Genomic DNA, 17,373 nt, shown 5'->3' with positions numbered 1-17,373 from the left:
GGTGCCGGTGGAGAGGTCCCCCAGGTCGAACGAGGCTCTTGGACACGGCCGAGGTGCCGCGCACAGCGGTTCCGGCCCGTCAACGTCCCCCGTTCCTGATTGGAGGCGTCATGTCCTTCGACCGGCCATGCGAGTCCGACGCCGTCCCCGACGCGCTGTCCCGCCTGAGCGCGTCCGAGTCGCGATTGGTCGCCTTGACCACCCACCTTCACGCGCAGGGCTTCGACGTCAAGCTGACCAACAACGGGTTGCGCGTGCGCAACCCCAACGCGCCGGGGTGCTGCGACGACAGCCCGGTGCTGTCCGACGTGATCAACTGCCGTCGGCGTACGGAGGACGGCGGACGGCTGTGGTTCTTCAACTCGGCGCGCGAGCCGATCGCCGAAGCCGACCGCATCGAGGACGCGGTCATGTGGGTCAAGGGCAGGCTCACGCCGCGCGACGCGGCGGAGGTGCGGGACTGATGGGCCGCCCGGCTGGCAGGCATCGGCGCGTGCGTCGACGGTCACACGCGCGCTCGTCGGCCCCTCACCGCAATACACAGACCGGCACGGCGGACTGGTGGTACTACGCCTCTCCCCCCGACGGCGACCTCGGCCGTCCCGGCACCCCCTTCCCCACCGAGCCGTTCGCAGTCCACGGGCGGGGCGGCAAGCACCGGCGGCCGCTCGTGCGACGCATCCTCGGTGCGTTCGTGGACTTCGGGTGACAGGCGGCAAAGTCGACGACATAGGGCCCAGGGCTGTTGCTTTGGGCCCTACGCGTGCGCGGCGGGGCATGCGATGACGCAGCGGGCGGCATGGGGTGCCTACCGCGGTATCGCGGATGTGCTGCGGAGGCGCGTGGAGGACGGCACGTACCCGGCAGGGACACGCTTGCCCGGAGAACACACGTTGAGCCGAGAGTTGGGCGCCACCCGAAACACGGTGCGACGCGCGTTGAACGTCCTCGAGAACGAGGGATTGCTGGTAACCGTGACTGGCATCGGCCGATTCGTACGGGGCGCGACGGTCGAAGACACACACCCGAAGTACGGCCGTATCGCCGCCGAGTTGTGCGCACAGATCGAGAGCGGCGCGCTCCCGCCGGGTGCGGTGCTGCCGAGCGAAGCACAGATCTGCGCACGGTACGGCGTGTCCCGGTTCACCGCACAGCAGGCGCTGCGGCGGCTGGAAGCCGAGGGCCTGGTGAGGTGTGTGCGCGGCAGGGGACGCGTTGTGCTGCCAAGACGTCCCTAGATGATCCACAGGCGCCCGTGGATGTCCGCGATCTTGCGCGTAGCGTCGGAGTCATGAGCAGCATGGCCACGTGGGCACGAGAAGTCGCACGTCAGCACCTAGAGAGCACGCTCCCGCGCCGGTGGGCGCACACACGAGGCGTCGCGCGGCAGGCGCGCAGTCTCGCCCCGATCCTCGGCGACCGTGCCGACTTGTTGGAGGCCGCCGCGTGGCTACACGACGTCGGCTACGCGCCCGACCTGGCCGTGACGGGCTTCCACCCGCTGGACGGCGCCCGCTACCTCCGCAACGTCCACAAGGCTGACGACCACCTGTGCCGCCTGGTGGCTCACCACTCCTGTGCACTGGTTGAGGCACGCGAACGAGGACTCGCCGACGACCTAGTGAGCGAGTTCGGCAGCGAGCCCCCCGAGTTGACGGAAGCCCTGATCTACTGCGACATGACCACCAGCCCCGACGGCATGGAGCTACCGGTAGAAGAACGCCTGTCGGAAATCCTGTCCCGCTACGGCGAAGAGCACCTGGTCACCCGAGCAATAACCACCTCATCGCCGCTCCTGATAGGAGCCGTACATCGCGTGCAGGAAGCATTGATGGCCCGCGACTGACCATAGAGGTCTATCACAGAAATAAGGTAGCGGCTGCGCAAGCTACTTCAATGCGGTACCAAAAGTAGGGGGCGCGCCATCGACTTAGTTCTTGCAGCTGCCTGCACTAGCTGGTTCCCTGCCTACACGTGTCCCCTGCGCGTGACGTCACGAAGAGTCGGTGCAGGACAGGCGGTGCGAGCTGGTCAATATACCAGTGTAGCAAGTTCCATGCCATGCAAGTTTGGAAATACCCATAAGTGGCTGAAGGTGGCCAATCTGGCGCGGTCGAACACCTACAATACTAGCCATGATTAAGATCGCCCAGTATGAGTGATCTGCCCTCTGAAGTTCATGCAACACGTTGCCCCTACTGCGAAAAGATCGCGATCGCGCGAATAATGGGGCGACTCTCGGAACCAGATGAGGACGTACCCGTAGCGACACGCGAGCTGTTCCTGTTGGAATGCAGTGAGTGCGGCAAGGGCTCGCTTTTCAGCCAATATTGTTACGAAGGTGAAGCCGTTACGTTCTTGGCGCCCGTCTGGCCATTGCGACGACAAGCACTTAGCAACCTTGTCCCTGAAGAACTTCGAAGAGAGCATCAGCAAGCCGTTGCCTGCCTGGAGGCACGGGCGCACACGGCTGTGGTTGTTATGGTGCGACGCACCCTTGAGGGCATGTGTCAACTTAACGGCGCGAAAAAGAAAATCTTGGCCCAAGGGCTCAAGGAATTGCATGAGATGGGCAAGATTGACGACCGCCTACTGGAATGGGCAAATGAGCTACGCGTTATTGGCAATGAGGGTGCCCACTTCACTGGCAGACAAGTTAGCCGCGAAGACGCAGAAGACGCGTTGGACTTGGCGGAAACGATGTTGGAGTATATCTACGTTTTCGCAGTAAAATTCAACAATTTCAAAGAACGCCGGAAAAACTCCTTGTAGTCGATGGTTGATCGGGGCAGGCGCAAGTCGCTGCCTGGCTGTCCTGGGAAGGAGTGCGCTCTTGCCCCTAGCCTCGTGAAGCTGGCCTATCAATGCCGGTCAAGTGATGACGGGGTCTTGGCGGTTTTCTAGGTAGTGGGTGATGCGGAGACGCATGGAGTGGTCCATCTGGCGGTCGGTGGCTTGGTGGGCGGGGATCCAGAGGACTTCGCGTGATTCGTCGCTTGGGCGGGGTTCGCCGCCGGTGGGGCGGGCGGTGAGGACGATGGAGAACTCTTGGCGGACCTCGTCGTTGCTGGTGTAGTGGATGACGTGCTTGGGGTCTGAGTAGACGCCGACGAGGCCGGTGATCTCGCAGTCGATGCCGGTTTCCTCTTTGGTCTCCCGGACGGCGGCTTGGGCGACGGATTCGCCGAGGTCGATGGCGCCGCCGGGGAGGGCCCAGTTGTCGTTGTCGGTGCGGCGGATCATGAGGATGTCGCCGTTGTCGTTGGTGACGACGACGTTGACGGAGGGGACGAGGCTGTTGGCCTTGGGGGCTTGGGGGTCGTCGTAGTAGTCGATCCTGCGGCCCATCGGTTCACTCCCCCGGTTGCAGTGGTCGGGCGCCTTCCCAGACGCGTTCGAAGCTTTCAAGGTAGGTGTTGACGATCTCGCCGCCGGGGATTTTGCGCAGGTGCCAGCATGGCGCGTTGGACGCCGGCGCGCCGTAGACGTGCGTGTTGACGAGTATCTGGTCGTCGGCGAAGTAGATCGAGTTGTAGAGCACCGTGCTGTGCAGTCGGATCTCGACGTTGTCGAGGCCGCGCAGCGGCTTGTAGAGGACGATGACGTTGCGGATCTTGCTCGCCATCGATTCGCCGATGCCCTCGTCGGCGCCGCGTTCGGCCACCTGGGGCGAGTCCGGGTCGCCGAGGAGGATGCGGACGCGTACGCCTGAGCGTGCCTTGTCGGCGAGGATGCGTTGGGCGCCGGTGTCCTCGGCCAGAAAGAGGCCGCTGTAGACGAGGATGCCGATCTCGGACGCGGCGTCGGCGAAGAGCCGTCCCCATGCGTCCCGGGGGACGGCCCAGCGGTGCGGGTAGATGGTGACGATCTCGCTGCCCGACGCAGAGGTGACCTGCTCCTTGGTCAGCGCGTTCGGCCACAGGTAGGTCTCGTCCACGCCGAGAAGCGAAGCCACGGCGTAGCGGTGGCGCCGGTAGGGGACGCGGTCCTTGGTGATCCACCGCTCAACGGTCTTGGGGTCCACGCCGATGTGTTCGGCGAGCGCGGCCACGGTGAGACCTCGTTGGAGCAGAGCGGCACGTAGGCGTTCGTTCGGCATGCACCCGTCCGGATCCCGGGACGTCCTAGGACGCGGTCAACCCTATGAGGACGTCATGAACAGGTCCAGTCATGTGGTGAACCCGTCCTGCTGGTCAGGCGCACTCTCGATCCGTCAGCGTTCCACCGCCCGAGCCGCCCCCGCCGGACACGGGCCCCTACGGGAAAGGGGTGATCCACATGATCCTCGTCCTGGCCTCGATCGCCGCCGTGTTCCTGGCCGGTGTCGTCTGCGGCGTCTTCGCCATGGTGGTCCTCGGTATCCACGCCGAGGAACGCCGCGTGAGCCGTCCCGGTGACGGCCCGACCGTGACCGGTGCCGCGTCCCGCCGGCTGCTGTCCACGCAGACGGGCCACGACGTCCCGCGCGTCCGTGTCAAGGCGGGACGGTGACGCCGGTGCGGATGCCGCGCATCATCACCGCGTTCACCTGCGCTTGCGGCGCGCGCATCGCCCCCGGAAGCCGTGCGTGCCGCAAGTGCCGCGCCCGCGCCCGCTGGAAGCGCCGTAAGCAGGGCTCCCGCGTTCCCGACCTGTGGCTGTGATCAGTTCCCACAACGGAAGGGAGGTGAAGCGTTCGTGACCGTGTCGGTTCCGCTGGTGGCGGTCCTCGGTGCGGCCGTGTGGCTGGCGTGGCGGTACATGGGGTTGCGCGTCTGGCACGCGGCCGTGTGCCTGCTGTGCGGGTTCTTCCTCGCCGCCACCAGCGCGGCCCCCGGGATCCGCCGCCTGGTGGCCGTCCTCGTCAACGCCCTGACCGGCTCCCAGCCGTAGCCGCTCGTGCGAAGGGAGGGATGTGTAGTGCCCAACACCCCCCAGCGTCCCGCCATCGATCTTCAGGAGGTCAGAACCCGCAACCTCGTGGCCCGCGAGATCGTCGCGGCCCTGTCGCAGACCATGCCCAACCTCGGCAAGTTGTGGCTTCGCCTCAACGCCTCACTTGACGACACGCCCCGCCTCGTCGCCGAGTGGAGCACCGTGCGCCGTGCGCACGCCGACCTTCTCGCCGCCGCCCGCGCCACCCTCACCGCGGCCCGGGACGGCGAACGCGACCACCTGTGCTACCTGCGCGACGAGCTGAGCGCACAGGGGCACCTTCCGCCGGACATGTGGGGGCGGCGATGAGTCAGGCGACCAAGATGCGGCGCCACGCCCACAAGATGCGCCGTCAGGGGATCCAACCGGTGGTCGTCATCGACAAGGACGACCGGTTTCCCGACATCGCCGCCGTGATCATCGGCCGGTTCCTGTGGCGGTACCGGTCCGAACTCGCTCCGGTTTACGCCGTCGTCGCGCTCGCCCTCGCCGGGGCGGTCTTGCACGCGACGCACGCCCCGTGGTGGCCGTACATCCTCGCCGGCGCCACGCTCGCCGCGTGGACGCTGGCGATGTTCGGCGAGCGGGTCGGCCTCTCGCTACGCGCCGAACGGTTCTACGCCGCCGCTGTGGCCCTCGGGGGCGGTATGTGGCTCGCCGCCGCCACGGCTCTCGGGCTCGCCTTCGCGCCGCTGCCTCAGGTTCTCCTCTTCGGGGGCTTCGTGCTGGCCGTGCCCTGGTGGGCTCATCGGCGACGGCGCGCCAAGGTCCGTGTAGAGCGTCAACTCGCCGCATGGCCGGAGATCGCACACGCGGTCGGGCTTGCGGGTTCGCGTGTGCAGTCCGCCGTAGTGGACGTGTGGGGATGGCGCGCCCGCCTCGCACTCGCGCGAGGCCAGACCATCCAAGACGTGGTCGCAAGAGTGCCCGCCATCGAATCGGCTCTGGGGACGTTCCGCGGCGCGGTGCGCGTGCAACCGACGCGCGACGACAAGGCCAACCGCTTCGAGCTGCGCGTACTGGACACCGACCCGCACGCCGACGCCATCGCTTGGCCCGGACCGTCCGTCGCCTCCATCACCGAACCGATCGACCTCGGACCGTTCGAAGACGCCACCAGCGCCCGCGTCCTCTTCCTGCGTCGGCATGCCCTGTTCGGGGGCGTGGCCGGTTCGGGCAAGAGCGGCGGGTTGAACGTCCTCATGGGCAACCTCACCGCGTGCCGCGACGTCGTGATCTGGGCGGTGGACCTCAAACGCGGCATGGAGCTGCAGCCGTGGGCACCGTGCATCGATCGCCTCGCCACCGCACCCGAACAGGCGCGCGTTCTCCTGCGCGACGCCGTGGCCGTCTTGGAGGCGCGGGCGGCATGGCTCGCCGCACGGGGGCGCCGCGTGTGGGAGCCGACGCCGGAACTGCCCGCGCTGGTCATCGTCATCGACGAGTACGCCGAACTCGCCGACGAGGTGCCCGACACCACCGCCGACACCGACTCGATCGCCCGACGCGGAAGGGCCGTCGCCGTCACGCTCATCGCCGCCACCCAACGCCCCACGCAGAAGGCCATGGGCAAGGGGGCCGTCCGCTCGCAGATGGACGTACGGGTGAGCTTCCGCGTTCGCGAACGCAAGGACGTCGATCTCATCCTGGGTCAGGGCATGCTCGCCGCCGGCTGGCACGCTCACACCCTCAACGCACCCGGCAAGTTCCTGCTCTCCGCACCCGAACACGACACGCCCCGCCGTGCGCGCGCCTATCTGCTCTCCGACGAGGCCGTAGCGGACGCGGCCCACCGGCACGCCGCCCGCCGTCCCGCACTGGACGAGGTGTCCCGGACGGCGATCGAGGAGGCACACGCAGGCGTTGCCCTGCGCTCCCTCAACGGTCCGGAAGAGCCGCCCAGCGTCTCGGACGTCGCCGAACCGGAGAACCGGCCTGAGACGGTTCTGTGGGACATGCTGAGCCGCGCACCCGACGAGGGCATCCCCGTCTCCCACCTGATCAACGCGACCGGCATGAGCCGCCCGTGGATCTACCAACGGCTCCGCGAACTCGCCGACGACCACCGCGTCACCCAGGTCTCGCGCGGCCGGTGGCGCGCCATCACCGAACACGCTCAGTGACTCGTCTACGTCTACGTCTCCGCGCGCGCCTGCACGTAAGGGGCGGAGACGAGACGTAGACGAGGACGTAGACAATCACGCACCGTCACCAGAGGAGGTGATCCCCACGCCCGACACCGCCCGGGACAAGAAAGCGATCATGCAGGCGTACACCGTCGAACAGGTCGCCGACACCCTCCAGATCGGACGCGACAAGGTCTACGCCCTGATCCGAACCGGCCGCCTCCGCAGCATCAAGATCGGCAAGCTTCGCCGCATCACCGACCGCCACCTCGCCGAGTTCATCGCCTCACTCGAAGACGCCACCCGCTGACGGCACCGGGGCGGGTTCGTCTGGCAACAACCGGACGAACCCGCCCGACCTTAGGGACGTCTTGGGACGTCTTGAGCTACCGTCGCAGGTGGACCGTCACTCGGACGGCGATCAGCCAACGAGGAGGCATCTCTTGGCGAAGATCATGATCGGCAGATACGAAGGGTCGATCTACCGGGAGGGCGACGGCTGGACCGGCGCCATCTCGCTCGGCTTCGGCCCGGACGGCAAGCGCAAGCGGCTCAAGCGGAAGGGCAGGACCAAGACCGAGGTCAAGGACAAGCTCCGACAGGCCGTGGAAGACCTGGACAAGGGCGTGAAGCCCGATCACAGGTACTCCGTGACGGACGCCGTCAACGACTTCCTCGCGGCCTTCGACAAGACCGGCAGGTCGCCGAACACCGAAAGCGTCTACCGGTCGCTCGCCGACCACCATCTCATCCCGTTCATCGGCCGGATCCGCCTCAAGGACCTCACGGCGGACGACGTGGAGACGTGGCTCAACGGCCGGACGCAGCACCTCACGTCCTCGTCCCTCGGCATCCTCCACGGACTGCTCAAGCGATCCATCCGCAGGGCCGCACGTCACGACAAGGTCGCCCGGAACGTCGCCGAACTCGTCGACACACCGGAGGGCAAGCCCGCACGCAAGTCGCGTTCGCTCACCCTAGAGCAGGCCAACGCCGTCCTCGCAGAGGCGGCGAAGAGCGAGCACCGACTCGGCGCGTACGTGATCCTTGCGATCGTCACGGGGCTTCGCACCGAGGAACTGCGCAAGCTCACATGGAGCGCCGTCGATCTCGACTCGGCGACCCTCTACGTGCTGCGGGCCGAGCGGCACAGGGGCGAGACCAAGACGCCGCTCAGCCGCAGGGGACTCGGCATCGCCACACTCGGCGTGGAGGCCCTGCGCGCTCTCAAGGCGCGGCAGGCCGCCGAGAAGCTCAAGGCGGGAGAGGCGTACGAGGATCATGATCTCGTCTTCTGCGACGAGCGCGGCGCCCCGTACACCGCCCACCAGGTCCGCCGCCGCTTCCGCAAGATCCTCGACGCGGCGGGGCTCAACGGCGCTGATTGGGTGCCTCGCGAGCTGCGCCACACGTTCGTCTCGCTCATGAGCGACCACGGCGTGCCCGTCGAGAAGATCAGCGTCCTCGTCGGCCACAAGACCACAAAGATCACAGAGACCGTCTACCGGCACCAGATCCGCCCGGAGATCCGCGACGGCGCGGAACACATGAACAAGATCTTCCCGAGCAAGACCGTCAAGTCCGCGTAGGAACGCGGCTCCCGAGACGGCTCCCCGGACCCCGCCGAACGTGAAGCGCACCGCTTCACCAGGAACTTTGAACCGCCGCTCATTGCGGCTCATTTAGGGAACGCCTGAGCCGCGCTTATTCCGGTCCACTGAGGGGCCTGCGTTGTTGGACGAAAAGTCTCATGACCTGCGGGTACACCCGGGGCGGCGGCTCAGCAGGCGTACGTGCGGCGACGGTGACGAGCCCGCCGCCCGCAGCCGCTCCACCGGGCGGTTTCCCGGCGCGTTCGCCGGCGGCGCTGCCGCTCGGGCGCGGCTTCGGCGGCGATGCGCTCCAGGTGACGCACGGCCCGTTCGGCACCGAACTCCCCGCTCGGCGCCGAGGCGGGGCAGCGGCCGCATGGCGCCGCCGGTCCATGGCGATGTCGCAGGCCCGTGCTTCGATGAGTCCCGGGGGCGGCGCCCGTCCGCATTGGCCCACGCGACCGAGGGGAACACGACCGATGAGGATCACCCTGACGACGTTCCTGACGCTGGACGGCGTCATGCAGGCCCCGGGGGCGCCCGGCGAGGACACCCGCGACGGGTTCCGGCACGGGGGCTGGCAGGCCCCCTACGCGGACGAGGCGCTGGAGACCCGCACCGCCGAGTGGTTCGCCGAGGCCGACGCCTTCCTGCTGGGCCGCAGAACCTACGAGATCTTCGCGGCCTACTGGCCGCTCGTCACCGACGAGGACCACCCGATCGCGGGCCCCCTCAACACCCTCCCCAAGTACGTCGTCTCGACCACCCTGGACACGGCCGGGTGGAACAACTCGACGCTCATCAGGACCGACGTCATCGAGAAGGTCGCCGAGCTGAAAGACCGCCCCGGCCGGGAGCTGCAGATCCACGGCAGCGGCGTGCTCGCCCGGTCCCTGCTGGACCACGGCCTGATCGACGAGCTGCGCCTGTGGACGTACCCGGTCGTCCTGGGCACCGGCAGGCGCCTGTTCGAGCCGGGCCGCACGCCGACGGCCCTGCGCCTGGTCGACTCCACGCCGACCGGCAGCGGCTGCGTGCTCAGCGTCTACCGGCCGGCGGGCGCGCCCGCCTACGGCGACTTCACCCGGGAGTGACACCCGGCGCGGGGCGGCGGCCCGGAAGGAGCGCGGTCGCGGTGGGTAGGTGCGGAGCATGTCGTCGTTCAGCGGGTGGGCGGTCGTCGATCTGAAGGACGGGCGGGACGCCGTGGACTTCGTCGAGGCGCTCGGCGAAGTGATCGAGGGCGCCTACTCCGTCCTGGTGGAGCGGCGACGGGTGTTCGTGTACGCCGGTTACGCGCCGCTGCTCTACAGCGAGGTCGCGACGCTGATGCCGGAATGGGGCAGCCGGGCGATCACCGCCGGGGACTTCGACGAGCAGGGGGTCGTCAACCAGGTGCTCGGGGCGGACGGGACGGCCGTGCACACCGCGTCGATCAACGAGGGCGCCGGTGCGCTGCCGCGCAACGACACCCCCCAGGCGCGGCGGGCGGCCGCGCGGCTGTTCGGCGTGGACGCCGCCGCCCTGGACGAGGTGTCGGCCACGTGGGCGGCGCGGGGCGCCATGCCGTCGGTGTTGGGCGAACCGTATCTGCGGTGGTGGACGGCGCTGGGCGTGCCGTGGCCGGACGACTTCGGGCGGCGGGCCGTGGCACGCGGATAGGCCCACGCGGATAGGCCGCGGACGAGCAGGGCGGGCGCGGCCCGCGGTCAGCCGGTCATGGCCTGCTCGGTCCAGATGGTCTTGCCGTTGGCGGTGTAGCGGGTGCCCCAGCGCTGGCAGAGGGCGGCGATGAGCTGCAGGCCGCGGCCGCCCTCGTCGGTGGGGGCGCTGCGGCGGATCAGCGGGGTGGTGAGGCTGCCGTCGGACACCTCGCAGATCAGGGTGCGGCTGCGCAGCAGGCGGACGCGCAGCGGGCCCTTGGCGTGCCGGATGACGTTGCCGACCAGTTCGCTCACCACCAGCTCGGTGGTCATGACCAGATCCGGCAGGTCCCAGGCGGCCAGCTGGCGCCGGACGAGCTCGCGGGCCTGGCCTGCGGCCTTGGGGTCCTCGGGCAGCGCCCACGAGGCGATGCTGTCGGAGGGGAGCCGGTGCGTGCGCACGAGCAGCAGCGCGGCGTCGTCGCCGGCCCGGTGGCACGGGGGGATGAAGGCGGCGCTGAGGTCGTCGCACACCGTCTCCAGGCACCCGGCCGACCCGTCGCGCACGGCCGCGCCGAGCGTCTGCGCCAGCTGCGCCATGCCCTTGTCGATGTCGCGGTCGGCCGCCTCGACCAGGCCGTCGGTGTACAGGACCAGCAGGCTGCCGTCGGGCAGGTTGACCGAGGCGGTGTCGATCGGCGGGGACGCCGCGCCCAGCGGCGGGTTGGCCGCGGCCGTCAGGTAGGTGACGGTGCCGTCGCGGGAGACGACGGCGGGCGGGGGGTGGCCGGCGCAGCCGAAGGCGAAGTCGCCGGTGACCGGGTCGTAGATGCCGTAGAGGCAGGTGGCGAAGCTGTCCTCGCCCAGGTCGCCGACGATGCCGTTGAGGCGGTCGAGGATGTCGTCGGGGGCCAGGTCGAGGTCCGACAGGGTGCGCACGGCGGTGCGCAGGCGGCCCATGGTGGCGGCCTCCGACAGGCCGTGGCCCATGACGTCGCCGATCACCAGGGCGACCCGGTCGGCCGACAGCGGGATGATGTCGTACCAGTCGCCGCCGACCTCCGTGCCGTTCCCGGCGGGCTGGTAGTGGGCGGCGGCCGAGACGGCGGGCAGCGACGGCAGGTCGCGGGGCAGCAGGTCGCGCTGCAGCTCCCGGGCGCGCGCGGCGGCGGCGTCGTACAGGCGGGCCCGCTCCAGCGCCTGGGCGATCAGGCCGCTGAGCGCGGTGAGCAGGGTGCGCTCCTCCTCGCCGAGGCGGCACGGCCGGTCGAAGGACAGCACGCCGACGCCGATGGCGCGTCCCGACGCGATGAGCGGCAGGAACACCCGGGCGTCCCGGTCCACCGACAGCGACGGGCCGGTCTCCGGCGGGTAGCGCTCGGCCAGTTCGTCGCCCGACTCGAAGAACAGCGGGATGCGGGTGCGCAGCACCTCCCCGATCGGCGAGTGCTCGGGGAACGGTTCGCCGGACAGCTGGTCGATCAGCTCGCCGCTGTAGCCGGTGGTGCCGACGAGGTAGAGCCGGACGGTCTCCACCGTGGCGATGATGAGCCCCGAGGCGTGGAAGGCCGGCAGGACGCTGTCGGCGAAGGCGGTGACCACGTCCTGGGTGGTGACGGCCTCGGCGAGGGCCCAGGTGAGCTGCTCCATGAGGGCCGCGCGGTCGGCGGCCCCGGCGGCGGACCCGGGTCCGGTGCCCAGCGGGGACCGGTCGGTGATGTCGGCGATGGTGAGGGTGAAGCCGCCGGGGACCGGGACGATGCGCAGCCGGTGCCACCAGCCGCCGCGCGGCAGGGCGATCTCCAGGTCGGCGGGCGTGTCGTCGGCCATCGCCGCGCGGCAGCGGTCGGCCAGCTCGGGCACGCCGCGGAACGCCGGGACGTCCCACAGCCGCCGTCCGATCATGCGGTGCGAGCAGCCGAGCAGGCGGTCGGCCGCGTCGTTGGAGTAGGCGATCCGCCCGTCGGCCTCGACGAACAGGAATCCGTCGCTCATCTGCCGCAGGGCGCGCCTGATCAGTCCGGGGACGGCGTATCTCTCGCCGCCGCCCCTCGCATTGCCGATCAGTCCGACCGTCCGGCCCTCACCAGACCGATTGCTCACCGAGCCCCCTCCCCCGACGAGGCCGTCTCGGCGCCTTGACCGGCGTGTTTCCGAAGGCGGACCCTTTTGCTCCAATGAGCGGATTTTCCGTTTCTGCCAGCAACGATAGAGGCCGCCGCTCCTTAGGCGTTGCGCAAATTATGCCGCCCGTCGCGATTTTTATAGTTACTTGACGGATTTTTGGAGGCGGTCACAGCGCCTCGCGGAACAGCCGCTCGACGTCGGCCTGGGTCGCCTGGCGCGGGTTGGTCGCCATGCAGGCGTCCTTGAGGGTGGTGGCCGCCAGCCGGGGGATCGCCTCCTCGGTCAGGCCGACCGCGCGCAGCCCGGACGGCACGCCCACCGCGTCGGCCAGCCGCTCGACCTTGTCGGCGAGCAGGTACGCGGCGTCCTCCGGGGAGCACCGGCCGACGTCGACGCCGGCGGCGGCGGCCAGCGGGACGTAGCGGCCCGGGTCCACCCGCGCGTTGAACCTGATCACATGCGGCAGCAGCACGCCGTTGATGACGCCGTGCGGGGCGTCCAGCAGGCCGCCCACCTGGTGGCTCATGGCGTGGGTGGCGCCGAGGATGGCGCTGGTGAAGGCCATCCCGGCCTCCAGCGCGCCCTGGGCCATCGCCATCCGCGACCCGGCCTCCTCGGGACGGTCCATGGTGCGGTCCAGATGCCGGGCCACCAGGCGCACCGCGTCCAGGGCCCGCCGGTCGGTGAGCGGGCTGTGCGCCCGCGACACGAACGACTCGATCCCGTGGGTGAGGGCGTCCAGCCCGGTCGCGGCGTTCAGCCACTCCGGCATCGTGGTCAGCAGCCGCGGATCGATGATGGAGATGTCCGGTACCACCGCCTCGCTGATGATGACGGCCTTCACCAGGTGCACCGTGTCGGTGATGACCGCGAACTGGGTGACGTCCGACCCGGTGCCCGAGGTGGACGGCACCATCATGGTGACCGGAAGCGGCCGCGTGACCCGGTCGACGCCCTCGTAGTCGAGGATCCGGCCGCCGTTGCCGGCCAGGATCGCCACGCTCTTGGCCGCGTCGATGCAGGATCCGCCGCCCAGGCCGATCACCAGGTCGCAGGCGCTGTCCCGGTAGGCGGCGTACGCCGCCTCGACCTCGTGGTCCTTGGGGTTGGGCGTGATGTCGTGCCACACGACGGGGCGCAGCCCCGACAGGCGCAGGTGCCCGACGGCCTCGGCGATCCAGCCCGCCTCGATCAGCCCCGGGTCGGTCACCAGGAACGGGCGGCGCGCACCGCAGCGCAGCGCGCAGGTGCCCACGTCACCGAGGGCCCCGGGGCCGAAGACGATCTCGGGGGTGCCGTTCTTGGCCACCCTCGTCCGGGCGGGGACCGCCTCCAGGTTCTTGGTCCGCGGGCCAGCGAGTTCCACCGCGTCCACGCTTCCGCGCATCCGGAAACTCCGCCCCGCGCCCGACGGTCGTCCGTGCGGCGCCGACCGGATGCCGAGGAATTCCGGTGCGCTCGTTGGGAGTAAACTTCGGCATTTTGAGTATACGCGCAGGTCAGCCGCCTTGTCCGAGGCGCCGTGCCCCGCTCGGGGCGCCCCGGGCGGGGGCGGCGGTCAGGTGCGCGAGTGGCGGCGCCGGACCAGGCGCCGGGAGCGCCGGGGCGGGGGCAGCCACTTGGTGCGGAACCACATCTGGACCTGGGCGCCGCCCAGGACGGAGCGGTGGATGCGCAGGTAGCCGCCGGTGGACTCGGCGGCGCGGCGGGCGATGTCCAGGCCGAGGCCGGTGGAGCCGCCGCCGCTGCTGCCCCGCTGCAGGGCCGCGTCGGGGTCGGCGATGCCGGGGCCCGCGTCGGCGACCAGGATCCCGGTGATGCCCTCGCCGACGTGCAGGGTGACGGCGAAGCCGGTGCCCTCGGGGGTGTGCCGGAAGACGTTGCCGAGCAGGGCGTCCACGGCGGCGGCCAGCTCGGTGGCGGGCAGCGGCAGCGGCGCCGGGCGGTCGGCGCCGATCAGCTCGCAGGCGCGGCCCTCGTCCTCGGCCAGCACGGACCAGAACTCGACGCGCTCCCGCAGCACCTTGGCGGCGTCGCAGCTGCCGCGGCCCTGCGGGCGGCGAACGGTGCGGATGATCTGGTCCACCTCGCGCTCGATGCGGTCCACGGCCTCGCGGGTCGCCTCGGCCACCGGGCCCGCGCCCAGCGCCTCGGCGTTCAGCCGCAGCGCGGCCAGCGGCGTGCGCAGGCGGTGGGACAGGTCGGCGGCCATCTCCCGTTCGGCGGCCAGCAGCTGGACGACGTGGTCGGCCATGGCGTTGAAGGCGGTGCCGGCCTCGACCAGCTCGGGCGGGCCGTCCGGTTCGATGCGCACGCTCAGGTCGCCCGCGCCGAAGGCGGCCGCCGCCGCGGCCAGCCGCCGGGTGGAGCGGATCATGCGGGCGCCGAGCCGGTCGGCGACGGCGACCGACCCGGCGACCAGCGCGGCGGCCACGGCGGTCATGACGCCCCAGGCCTGCCAGACGCCCCGGGTCAGCTCCTCGTCGGGGATGAACACCTCGACGACGGCGGTGCGGCCCGCGTCCAGCGCGACCGGTTGCAGCAGCGCCCACCCGCCGGAGACGCGGGCGGTCGTCCAGCGGCCGCGGCGGCCGGCCTCGGCGAGCTGCTCGGGGCGGGCGCGGCCGGCCTCGCCGCCGGTCTGCCCGGGCACCACCGTGCCGTCGGGCATGTGCACGGCCATCCGGCGGTCGGCGCCGGCCTGGGTGCTGGCGACGGCGCGGCTGAGGGCGGCCGGGTCCTCGGTGACGACGAGCACGGGGCCGAGGGCGCTGGCCTGCCGCTCGGCGGTGGTCAGCGCCCGGTCGCGGGCGATCTCCCGGACGGTCAGCGCCAGCGGGATGAGGAAGGCCAGCGCGACCATGGAGGTGACCGCCAGCGACACCAGCACCAGCGTGCGCCTCACACCGGCCTCCGCCCCACGACACCGTCCCCGCGGGTCGTACGGGCCGCGGCCGGCCGCGGTTCGATCACGCCCGGTCGTCGGGCGCGGCGAGCCGGACGCCGACCCCGCGCACCGTGTGCAGGTAGCGGGGCTTGGCGGCGGTCTCGCCGAGTTTGCGGCGCAGCCAGGACAGGTGGACGTCGATGGTCTGGTCGTCGCCGTAGGCCTGCCGCCACACCTCGGCCAGCAGCTCGCGGCGGGCCACCACCCGGCCGGGGCGGGCGGCCAGATAGGCCAGCAGGTCGAACTCGCGCCGGGTGAGCTCCACCGGCGCGCCGTCCAGGGTGACCTCGCGGCGGTCGAGGTCGATGCGCAGGCCGCCCACGCGCAGCTCGGCGGTCGGGCCCGAGCGGGACGCGCGGCGCAGCACCGCGGTGAGCCGGGCGCTCAGGTGCTCGGCCGAGAACGGTTTGATCAGGTAGTCGTCGGCGCCCGCGTTGAGCAGCCGCACGATCTCCGGCTCGTCGTCGCGGGCGGTCGCGATGATGACCGGCACGTCCGACACTCCGCGCAGCATCTTCAGCACCTCGCCGCCGTCCAGGTCGGGCAGCCCGAGGTCGAGTATCACCACGTCGGGCGGCGTCTGGGTGACCTCGCGCAGCGCGTCCATCGCGGTCCCCGCGCTGCGCACCACGTGCGACCGCGCACTCAGCTCCCGGATCAGGGCGGTACGGACGTTCGCGTCGTCCTCCACCACCAGCACACTCGCCATGCCCGAACCGTATGCCACCGTGTGGTGGCGCGTCGCGGGATGTCATATGTTGCCCCCTGGGCGGCTGTGCGGGAGCGTCCGCGGCCCCGCGGCGCGGGGCGGGCGGGCCGCGCCGACGGTCGCCGGGACATCCCCCCATTGATCGCCAGTTGGTACCGACACGCCCCGATCGTGCGGATTTCCGAGTATGGCGGACGCCTCCCGACAGACCGCTCAACCCATGATCAGGCCGCGTGTCGCACCCCGTACCGGTCGGCGAAGTCGATGAGGGCCGGGACGGCGTCGCGGGTGCGGCTCCAGGGGCGGACGATGAGGCGGTCGACGCCCAGCCGCTCCCAGTGGCGGATCTCGTCGGGCCCGGACAGCTCGGCGGCGTGCACGGTGATCTCGAACGGCGCGTCGGCGCGCCCGGCGGCGGCGCGCAGCTCACGCAGCAGGTCGAGTTTCGGGCGGACGCCCCGGAGGGTCTGCGGCATGCTGATCCAGCCGTCGCACAGGGTGGCGGCGCGGCGCAGGGCGGCCCGCGACTCGCCGCCCGCGTTGACGGGCAGCGGACGCTGCACGGGCTTGGGCTCGAACGCCACCTCGGGGAAGTCGAAGAACTCGCCGTGGTGCTCGACGGTCGGCTCCGTCCACAGGCGGCGGGACACGGCGATGGCCTCGTCCAGGCGCCGGCCGCGGGTGGCGAAGTCGACCCCGGCGGCGCGCCACTCGCCCTCGTACCAGCCCGCGCCGACGCCGACGACGGCGCGGCCGCCGGAGACCTGGTCGAGGGTGGCGAAGGCGCGGGCGGCGGCGAAGGGGTGGCGCAGCGCGTAGAGGTAGACGGCGGTGCCCAGCCGCACGTGCTCGGTGACGGCGGCCAGCGCGCACAGGTAGGCGGGCGCGTCGAACAGCGGCGTCTGCGGGCGGATGCCGGGCGCGCCGGAACCGGGGTAGGCGGCGGTGGACAGGTCGGTGCCGAACACCAGGTGCTCGGGCAGCCACACCGAGTCGAAGCCGAGCCGGTCGGCCGCCACGGCCACGTCGCGCCAGGCCGCGGGGTGGACCAGTCCGAGCGGTACGCCGAACTTCACGGCGCCTCCCAGCGGGTGATGCGGCCGTCGGCGAGGTCGCGTTGGACGGCCTGGGGCGCGCGGGCCGCGGGGTCGCCGTATCCGCCGCCGCCCGAGGTCTCCACGACCAGCGCCTCCCCGGCGGCCAGCGGCTGGCGGGTGGCCCGGGAGCCGAGCGGTTCGCGGGTGCCGTCGGCGCGCTCGCGGTAGTAGCCGCCCGCGCGGCCGGGGCGCCCGCCGGCCGCGGCGGGCGGCGGGGC

20 protein-coding genes are annotated in these 17,373 nt (G+C 70.9%); 12 read left to right on the top strand and 8 right to left on the bottom strand.

The window, feature by feature from the left end:
• The first annotated feature begins 110 nt into the window (after window positions 1–110).
• From ABD879_RS18395 to ABD879_RS18380, 4 genes are all read left to right on the top strand, one after another.
• A complete protein-coding gene (locus ABD879_RS18395; RefSeq protein ID WP_345022688.1) occupies window positions 111–464 on the top strand; it encodes a hypothetical protein in 354 nt (117 codons plus the stop codon).
• A 318-nt stretch (window positions 465–782) separates the two neighbouring features.
• A complete protein-coding gene (locus ABD879_RS18390) occupies window positions 783–1,238 on the top strand; it encodes a GntR family transcriptional regulator (RefSeq protein ID WP_345022687.1) in 456 nt (151 codons plus the stop codon).
• A gap of 53 nt (window positions 1,239–1,291) precedes the next feature.
• Window positions 1,292–1,846, top strand: coding sequence for an HD domain-containing protein (locus ABD879_RS18385; RefSeq protein WP_345022686.1), 555 nt, complete (start codon window positions 1,292–1,294; stop codon window positions 1,844–1,846).
• Between the two features lie 308 nt (window positions 1,847–2,154).
• Window positions 2,155–2,772, top strand: coding sequence for a DUF4145 domain-containing protein (locus ABD879_RS18380; RefSeq protein ID WP_345022685.1), 618 nt, complete (start codon window positions 2,155–2,157; stop codon window positions 2,770–2,772).
• A gap of 99 nt (window positions 2,773–2,871) precedes the next feature.
• On the opposite strand, the gene ABD879_RS18375 is transcribed toward ABD879_RS18380, so the two are convergent.
• A complete protein-coding gene (locus tag ABD879_RS18375; RefSeq protein WP_345022684.1) occupies window positions 2,872–3,348 on the bottom strand; it encodes an NUDIX domain-containing protein in 477 nt (158 codons plus the stop codon).
• Between the two features lie 4 nt (window positions 3,349–3,352).
• Window positions 3,353–4,099, bottom strand: coding sequence for a helix-turn-helix domain-containing protein (locus ABD879_RS18370; protein WP_345022683.1), 747 nt, complete (start codon window positions 4,097–4,099; stop codon window positions 3,353–3,355).
• Between the two features lie 179 nt (window positions 4,100–4,278).
• On the opposite strand from ABD879_RS18370, the gene ABD879_RS18365 reads away from it, so the two are divergent.
• The 8 genes from ABD879_RS18365 (at window position 4,279) to ABD879_RS18330 (ending at window position 10,294) form a co-directional block, all read left to right on the top strand.
• Window positions 4,279–4,491 carry a hypothetical protein gene (locus ABD879_RS18365; protein ID WP_345022682.1) on the top strand — a complete coding sequence of 71 codons (213 nt, stop codon included), beginning with the start codon at window positions 4,279–4,281 and terminating at the stop codon, window positions 4,489–4,491.
• A gap of 186 nt (window positions 4,492–4,677) precedes the next feature.
• Window positions 4,678–4,872 carry a hypothetical protein gene (locus ABD879_RS18360; protein ID WP_345022681.1) on the top strand — a complete coding sequence of 65 codons (195 nt, stop codon included), beginning with the start codon at window positions 4,678–4,680 and terminating at the stop codon, window positions 4,870–4,872.
• A 27-nt stretch (window positions 4,873–4,899) separates the two neighbouring features.
• Window positions 4,900–5,223 carry a hypothetical protein gene (locus ABD879_RS18355; RefSeq protein ID WP_345022680.1) on the top strand — a complete coding sequence of 108 codons (324 nt, stop codon included), beginning with the start codon at window positions 4,900–4,902 and terminating at the stop codon, window positions 5,221–5,223.
• Window positions 5,220–7,037, top strand: coding sequence for a cell division protein FtsK (locus ABD879_RS18350; RefSeq protein WP_345022679.1), 1,818 nt, complete (start codon window positions 5,220–5,222; stop codon window positions 7,035–7,037). Before ABD879_RS18355 ends, ABD879_RS18350 begins: the two co-directional genes overlap by 4 nt.
• 97 nt (window positions 7,038–7,134) lie before the next feature.
• Window positions 7,135–7,350, top strand: coding sequence for a helix-turn-helix domain-containing protein (locus ABD879_RS18345; protein WP_345022678.1), 216 nt, complete (start codon window positions 7,135–7,137; stop codon window positions 7,348–7,350).
• A gap of 133 nt (window positions 7,351–7,483) precedes the next feature.
• Entirely contained in the window at window positions 7,484–8,629 is a 1,146-nt protein-coding gene (locus ABD879_RS18340) for a tyrosine-type recombinase/integrase (RefSeq protein ID WP_345022677.1), read from the top strand.
• Between the two features lie 482 nt (window positions 8,630–9,111).
• Complete coding sequence (locus ABD879_RS18335) at window positions 9,112–9,726, top strand: dihydrofolate reductase family protein (RefSeq protein ID WP_345022676.1); 615 nt, start codon at window positions 9,112–9,114, stop codon at window positions 9,724–9,726.
• Window positions 9,727–9,784: 58 nt separating this feature from the next.
• Window positions 9,785–10,294 (top strand): hypothetical protein, encoded by a 510-nt coding sequence (locus ABD879_RS18330; RefSeq protein WP_345022675.1) that lies wholly within the window; start codon window positions 9,785–9,787, stop codon window positions 10,292–10,294.
• A gap of 47 nt (window positions 10,295–10,341) precedes the next feature.
• On the opposite strand, the gene ABD879_RS18325 is transcribed toward ABD879_RS18330, so the two are convergent.
• The 6 genes from ABD879_RS18325 to ABD879_RS18300 form a co-directional block, all read right to left on the bottom strand.
• On the bottom strand, window positions 10,342–12,270 hold the full coding sequence (locus ABD879_RS18325) for an ATP-binding SpoIIE family protein phosphatase (RefSeq protein WP_345022674.1): 1,929 nt from the start codon (window positions 12,268–12,270) through the stop codon (window positions 10,342–10,344).
• Between the two features lie 298 nt (window positions 12,271–12,568).
• Window positions 12,569–13,789, bottom strand: a complete 1,221-nt coding sequence (locus ABD879_RS18320) for an iron-containing alcohol dehydrogenase (RefSeq protein ID WP_345022673.1) — start codon at window positions 13,787–13,789, stop codon at window positions 12,569–12,571.
• A gap of 171 nt (window positions 13,790–13,960) precedes the next feature.
• On the bottom strand, window positions 13,961–15,307 hold the full coding sequence (locus ABD879_RS18315) for a sensor histidine kinase (protein WP_345022672.1): 1,347 nt from the start codon (window positions 15,305–15,307) through the stop codon (window positions 13,961–13,963).
• Window positions 15,308–15,371: 64 nt separating this feature from the next.
• Entirely contained in the window at window positions 15,372–16,058 is a 687-nt protein-coding gene (locus tag ABD879_RS18310; RefSeq protein WP_345022671.1) for a response regulator transcription factor, read from the bottom strand.
• Between the two features lie 224 nt (window positions 16,059–16,282).
• The gene (locus ABD879_RS18305) at window positions 16,283–17,134 is read right to left on the bottom strand and encodes a TIGR03619 family F420-dependent LLM class oxidoreductase (protein WP_345022670.1); all 852 of its coding nucleotides are present in this window, start codon (window positions 17,132–17,134) and stop codon (window positions 16,283–16,285) included.
• A partial coding sequence (locus ABD879_RS18300) for a hydantoinase B/oxoprolinase family protein (protein WP_345022669.1) occupies window positions 17,131–17,373 on the bottom strand: 243 nt, incomplete at its 5' end. The genes ABD879_RS18300 and ABD879_RS18305, both read right to left, overlap by 4 nt.

Origin of the sequence: Actinomadura keratinilytica, assembly GCF_039539665.1 — a bacterium.
Classification (GTDB): Bacteria; Actinomycetota; Actinomycetes; order Streptosporangiales; family Streptosporangiaceae; genus Spirillospora; species Spirillospora keratinilytica.
The sequence above is the reverse complement of the archived record's forward strand: the minus strand, read 5'-3'. Positions and strand labels throughout refer to the sequence as shown.

Excerpts from the sequence above, each read along its gene's own strand:
- ABD879_RS18395 (WP_345022688.1), top strand. The coding sequence starts at position 111 with ATGTCCTTCGACCGGCCATGCGAGTCCGACGCCGTCCCCGACGCGCTG.
- ABD879_RS18390 (WP_345022687.1), top strand. The coding sequence starts at position 783 with ATGACGCAGCGGGCGGCATGGGGTGCCTACCGCGGTATCGCGGATGTG.
- ABD879_RS18385 (WP_345022686.1), top strand. The coding sequence starts at position 1,292 with ATGAGCAGCATGGCCACGTGGGCACGAGAAGTCGCACGTCAGCACCTA.
- ABD879_RS18380 (WP_345022685.1), top strand. The coding sequence starts at position 2,155 with ATGAGTGATCTGCCCTCTGAAGTTCATGCAACACGTTGCCCCTACTGC.
- ABD879_RS18375 (WP_345022684.1), bottom strand. The coding sequence starts at position 3,348 with ATGGGCCGCAGGATCGACTACTACGACGACCCCCAAGCCCCCAAGGCC.
- ABD879_RS18370 (WP_345022683.1), bottom strand. The coding sequence starts at position 4,099 with ATGCCGAACGAACGCCTACGTGCCGCTCTGCTCCAACGAGGTCTCACC.
- ABD879_RS18365 (WP_345022682.1), top strand. The coding sequence starts at position 4,279 with ATGATCCTCGTCCTGGCCTCGATCGCCGCCGTGTTCCTGGCCGGTGTC.
- ABD879_RS18350 (WP_345022679.1), top strand. The coding sequence starts at position 5,220 with ATGAGTCAGGCGACCAAGATGCGGCGCCACGCCCACAAGATGCGCCGT.
- ABD879_RS18335 (WP_345022676.1), top strand. The coding sequence starts at position 9,112 with ATGAGGATCACCCTGACGACGTTCCTGACGCTGGACGGCGTCATGCAG.
- ABD879_RS18330 (WP_345022675.1), top strand. The coding sequence starts at position 9,785 with ATGTCGTCGTTCAGCGGGTGGGCGGTCGTCGATCTGAAGGACGGGCGG.
- ABD879_RS18325 (WP_345022674.1), bottom strand. The coding sequence starts at position 12,270 with ATGAGCGACGGATTCCTGTTCGTCGAGGCCGACGGGCGGATCGCCTAC.
- ABD879_RS18320 (WP_345022673.1), bottom strand. The coding sequence starts at position 13,789 with ATGCGCGGAAGCGTGGACGCGGTGGAACTCGCTGGCCCGCGGACCAAG.
- ABD879_RS18310 (WP_345022671.1), bottom strand. The coding sequence starts at position 16,058 with ATGGCGAGTGTGCTGGTGGTGGAGGACGACGCGAACGTCCGTACCGCC.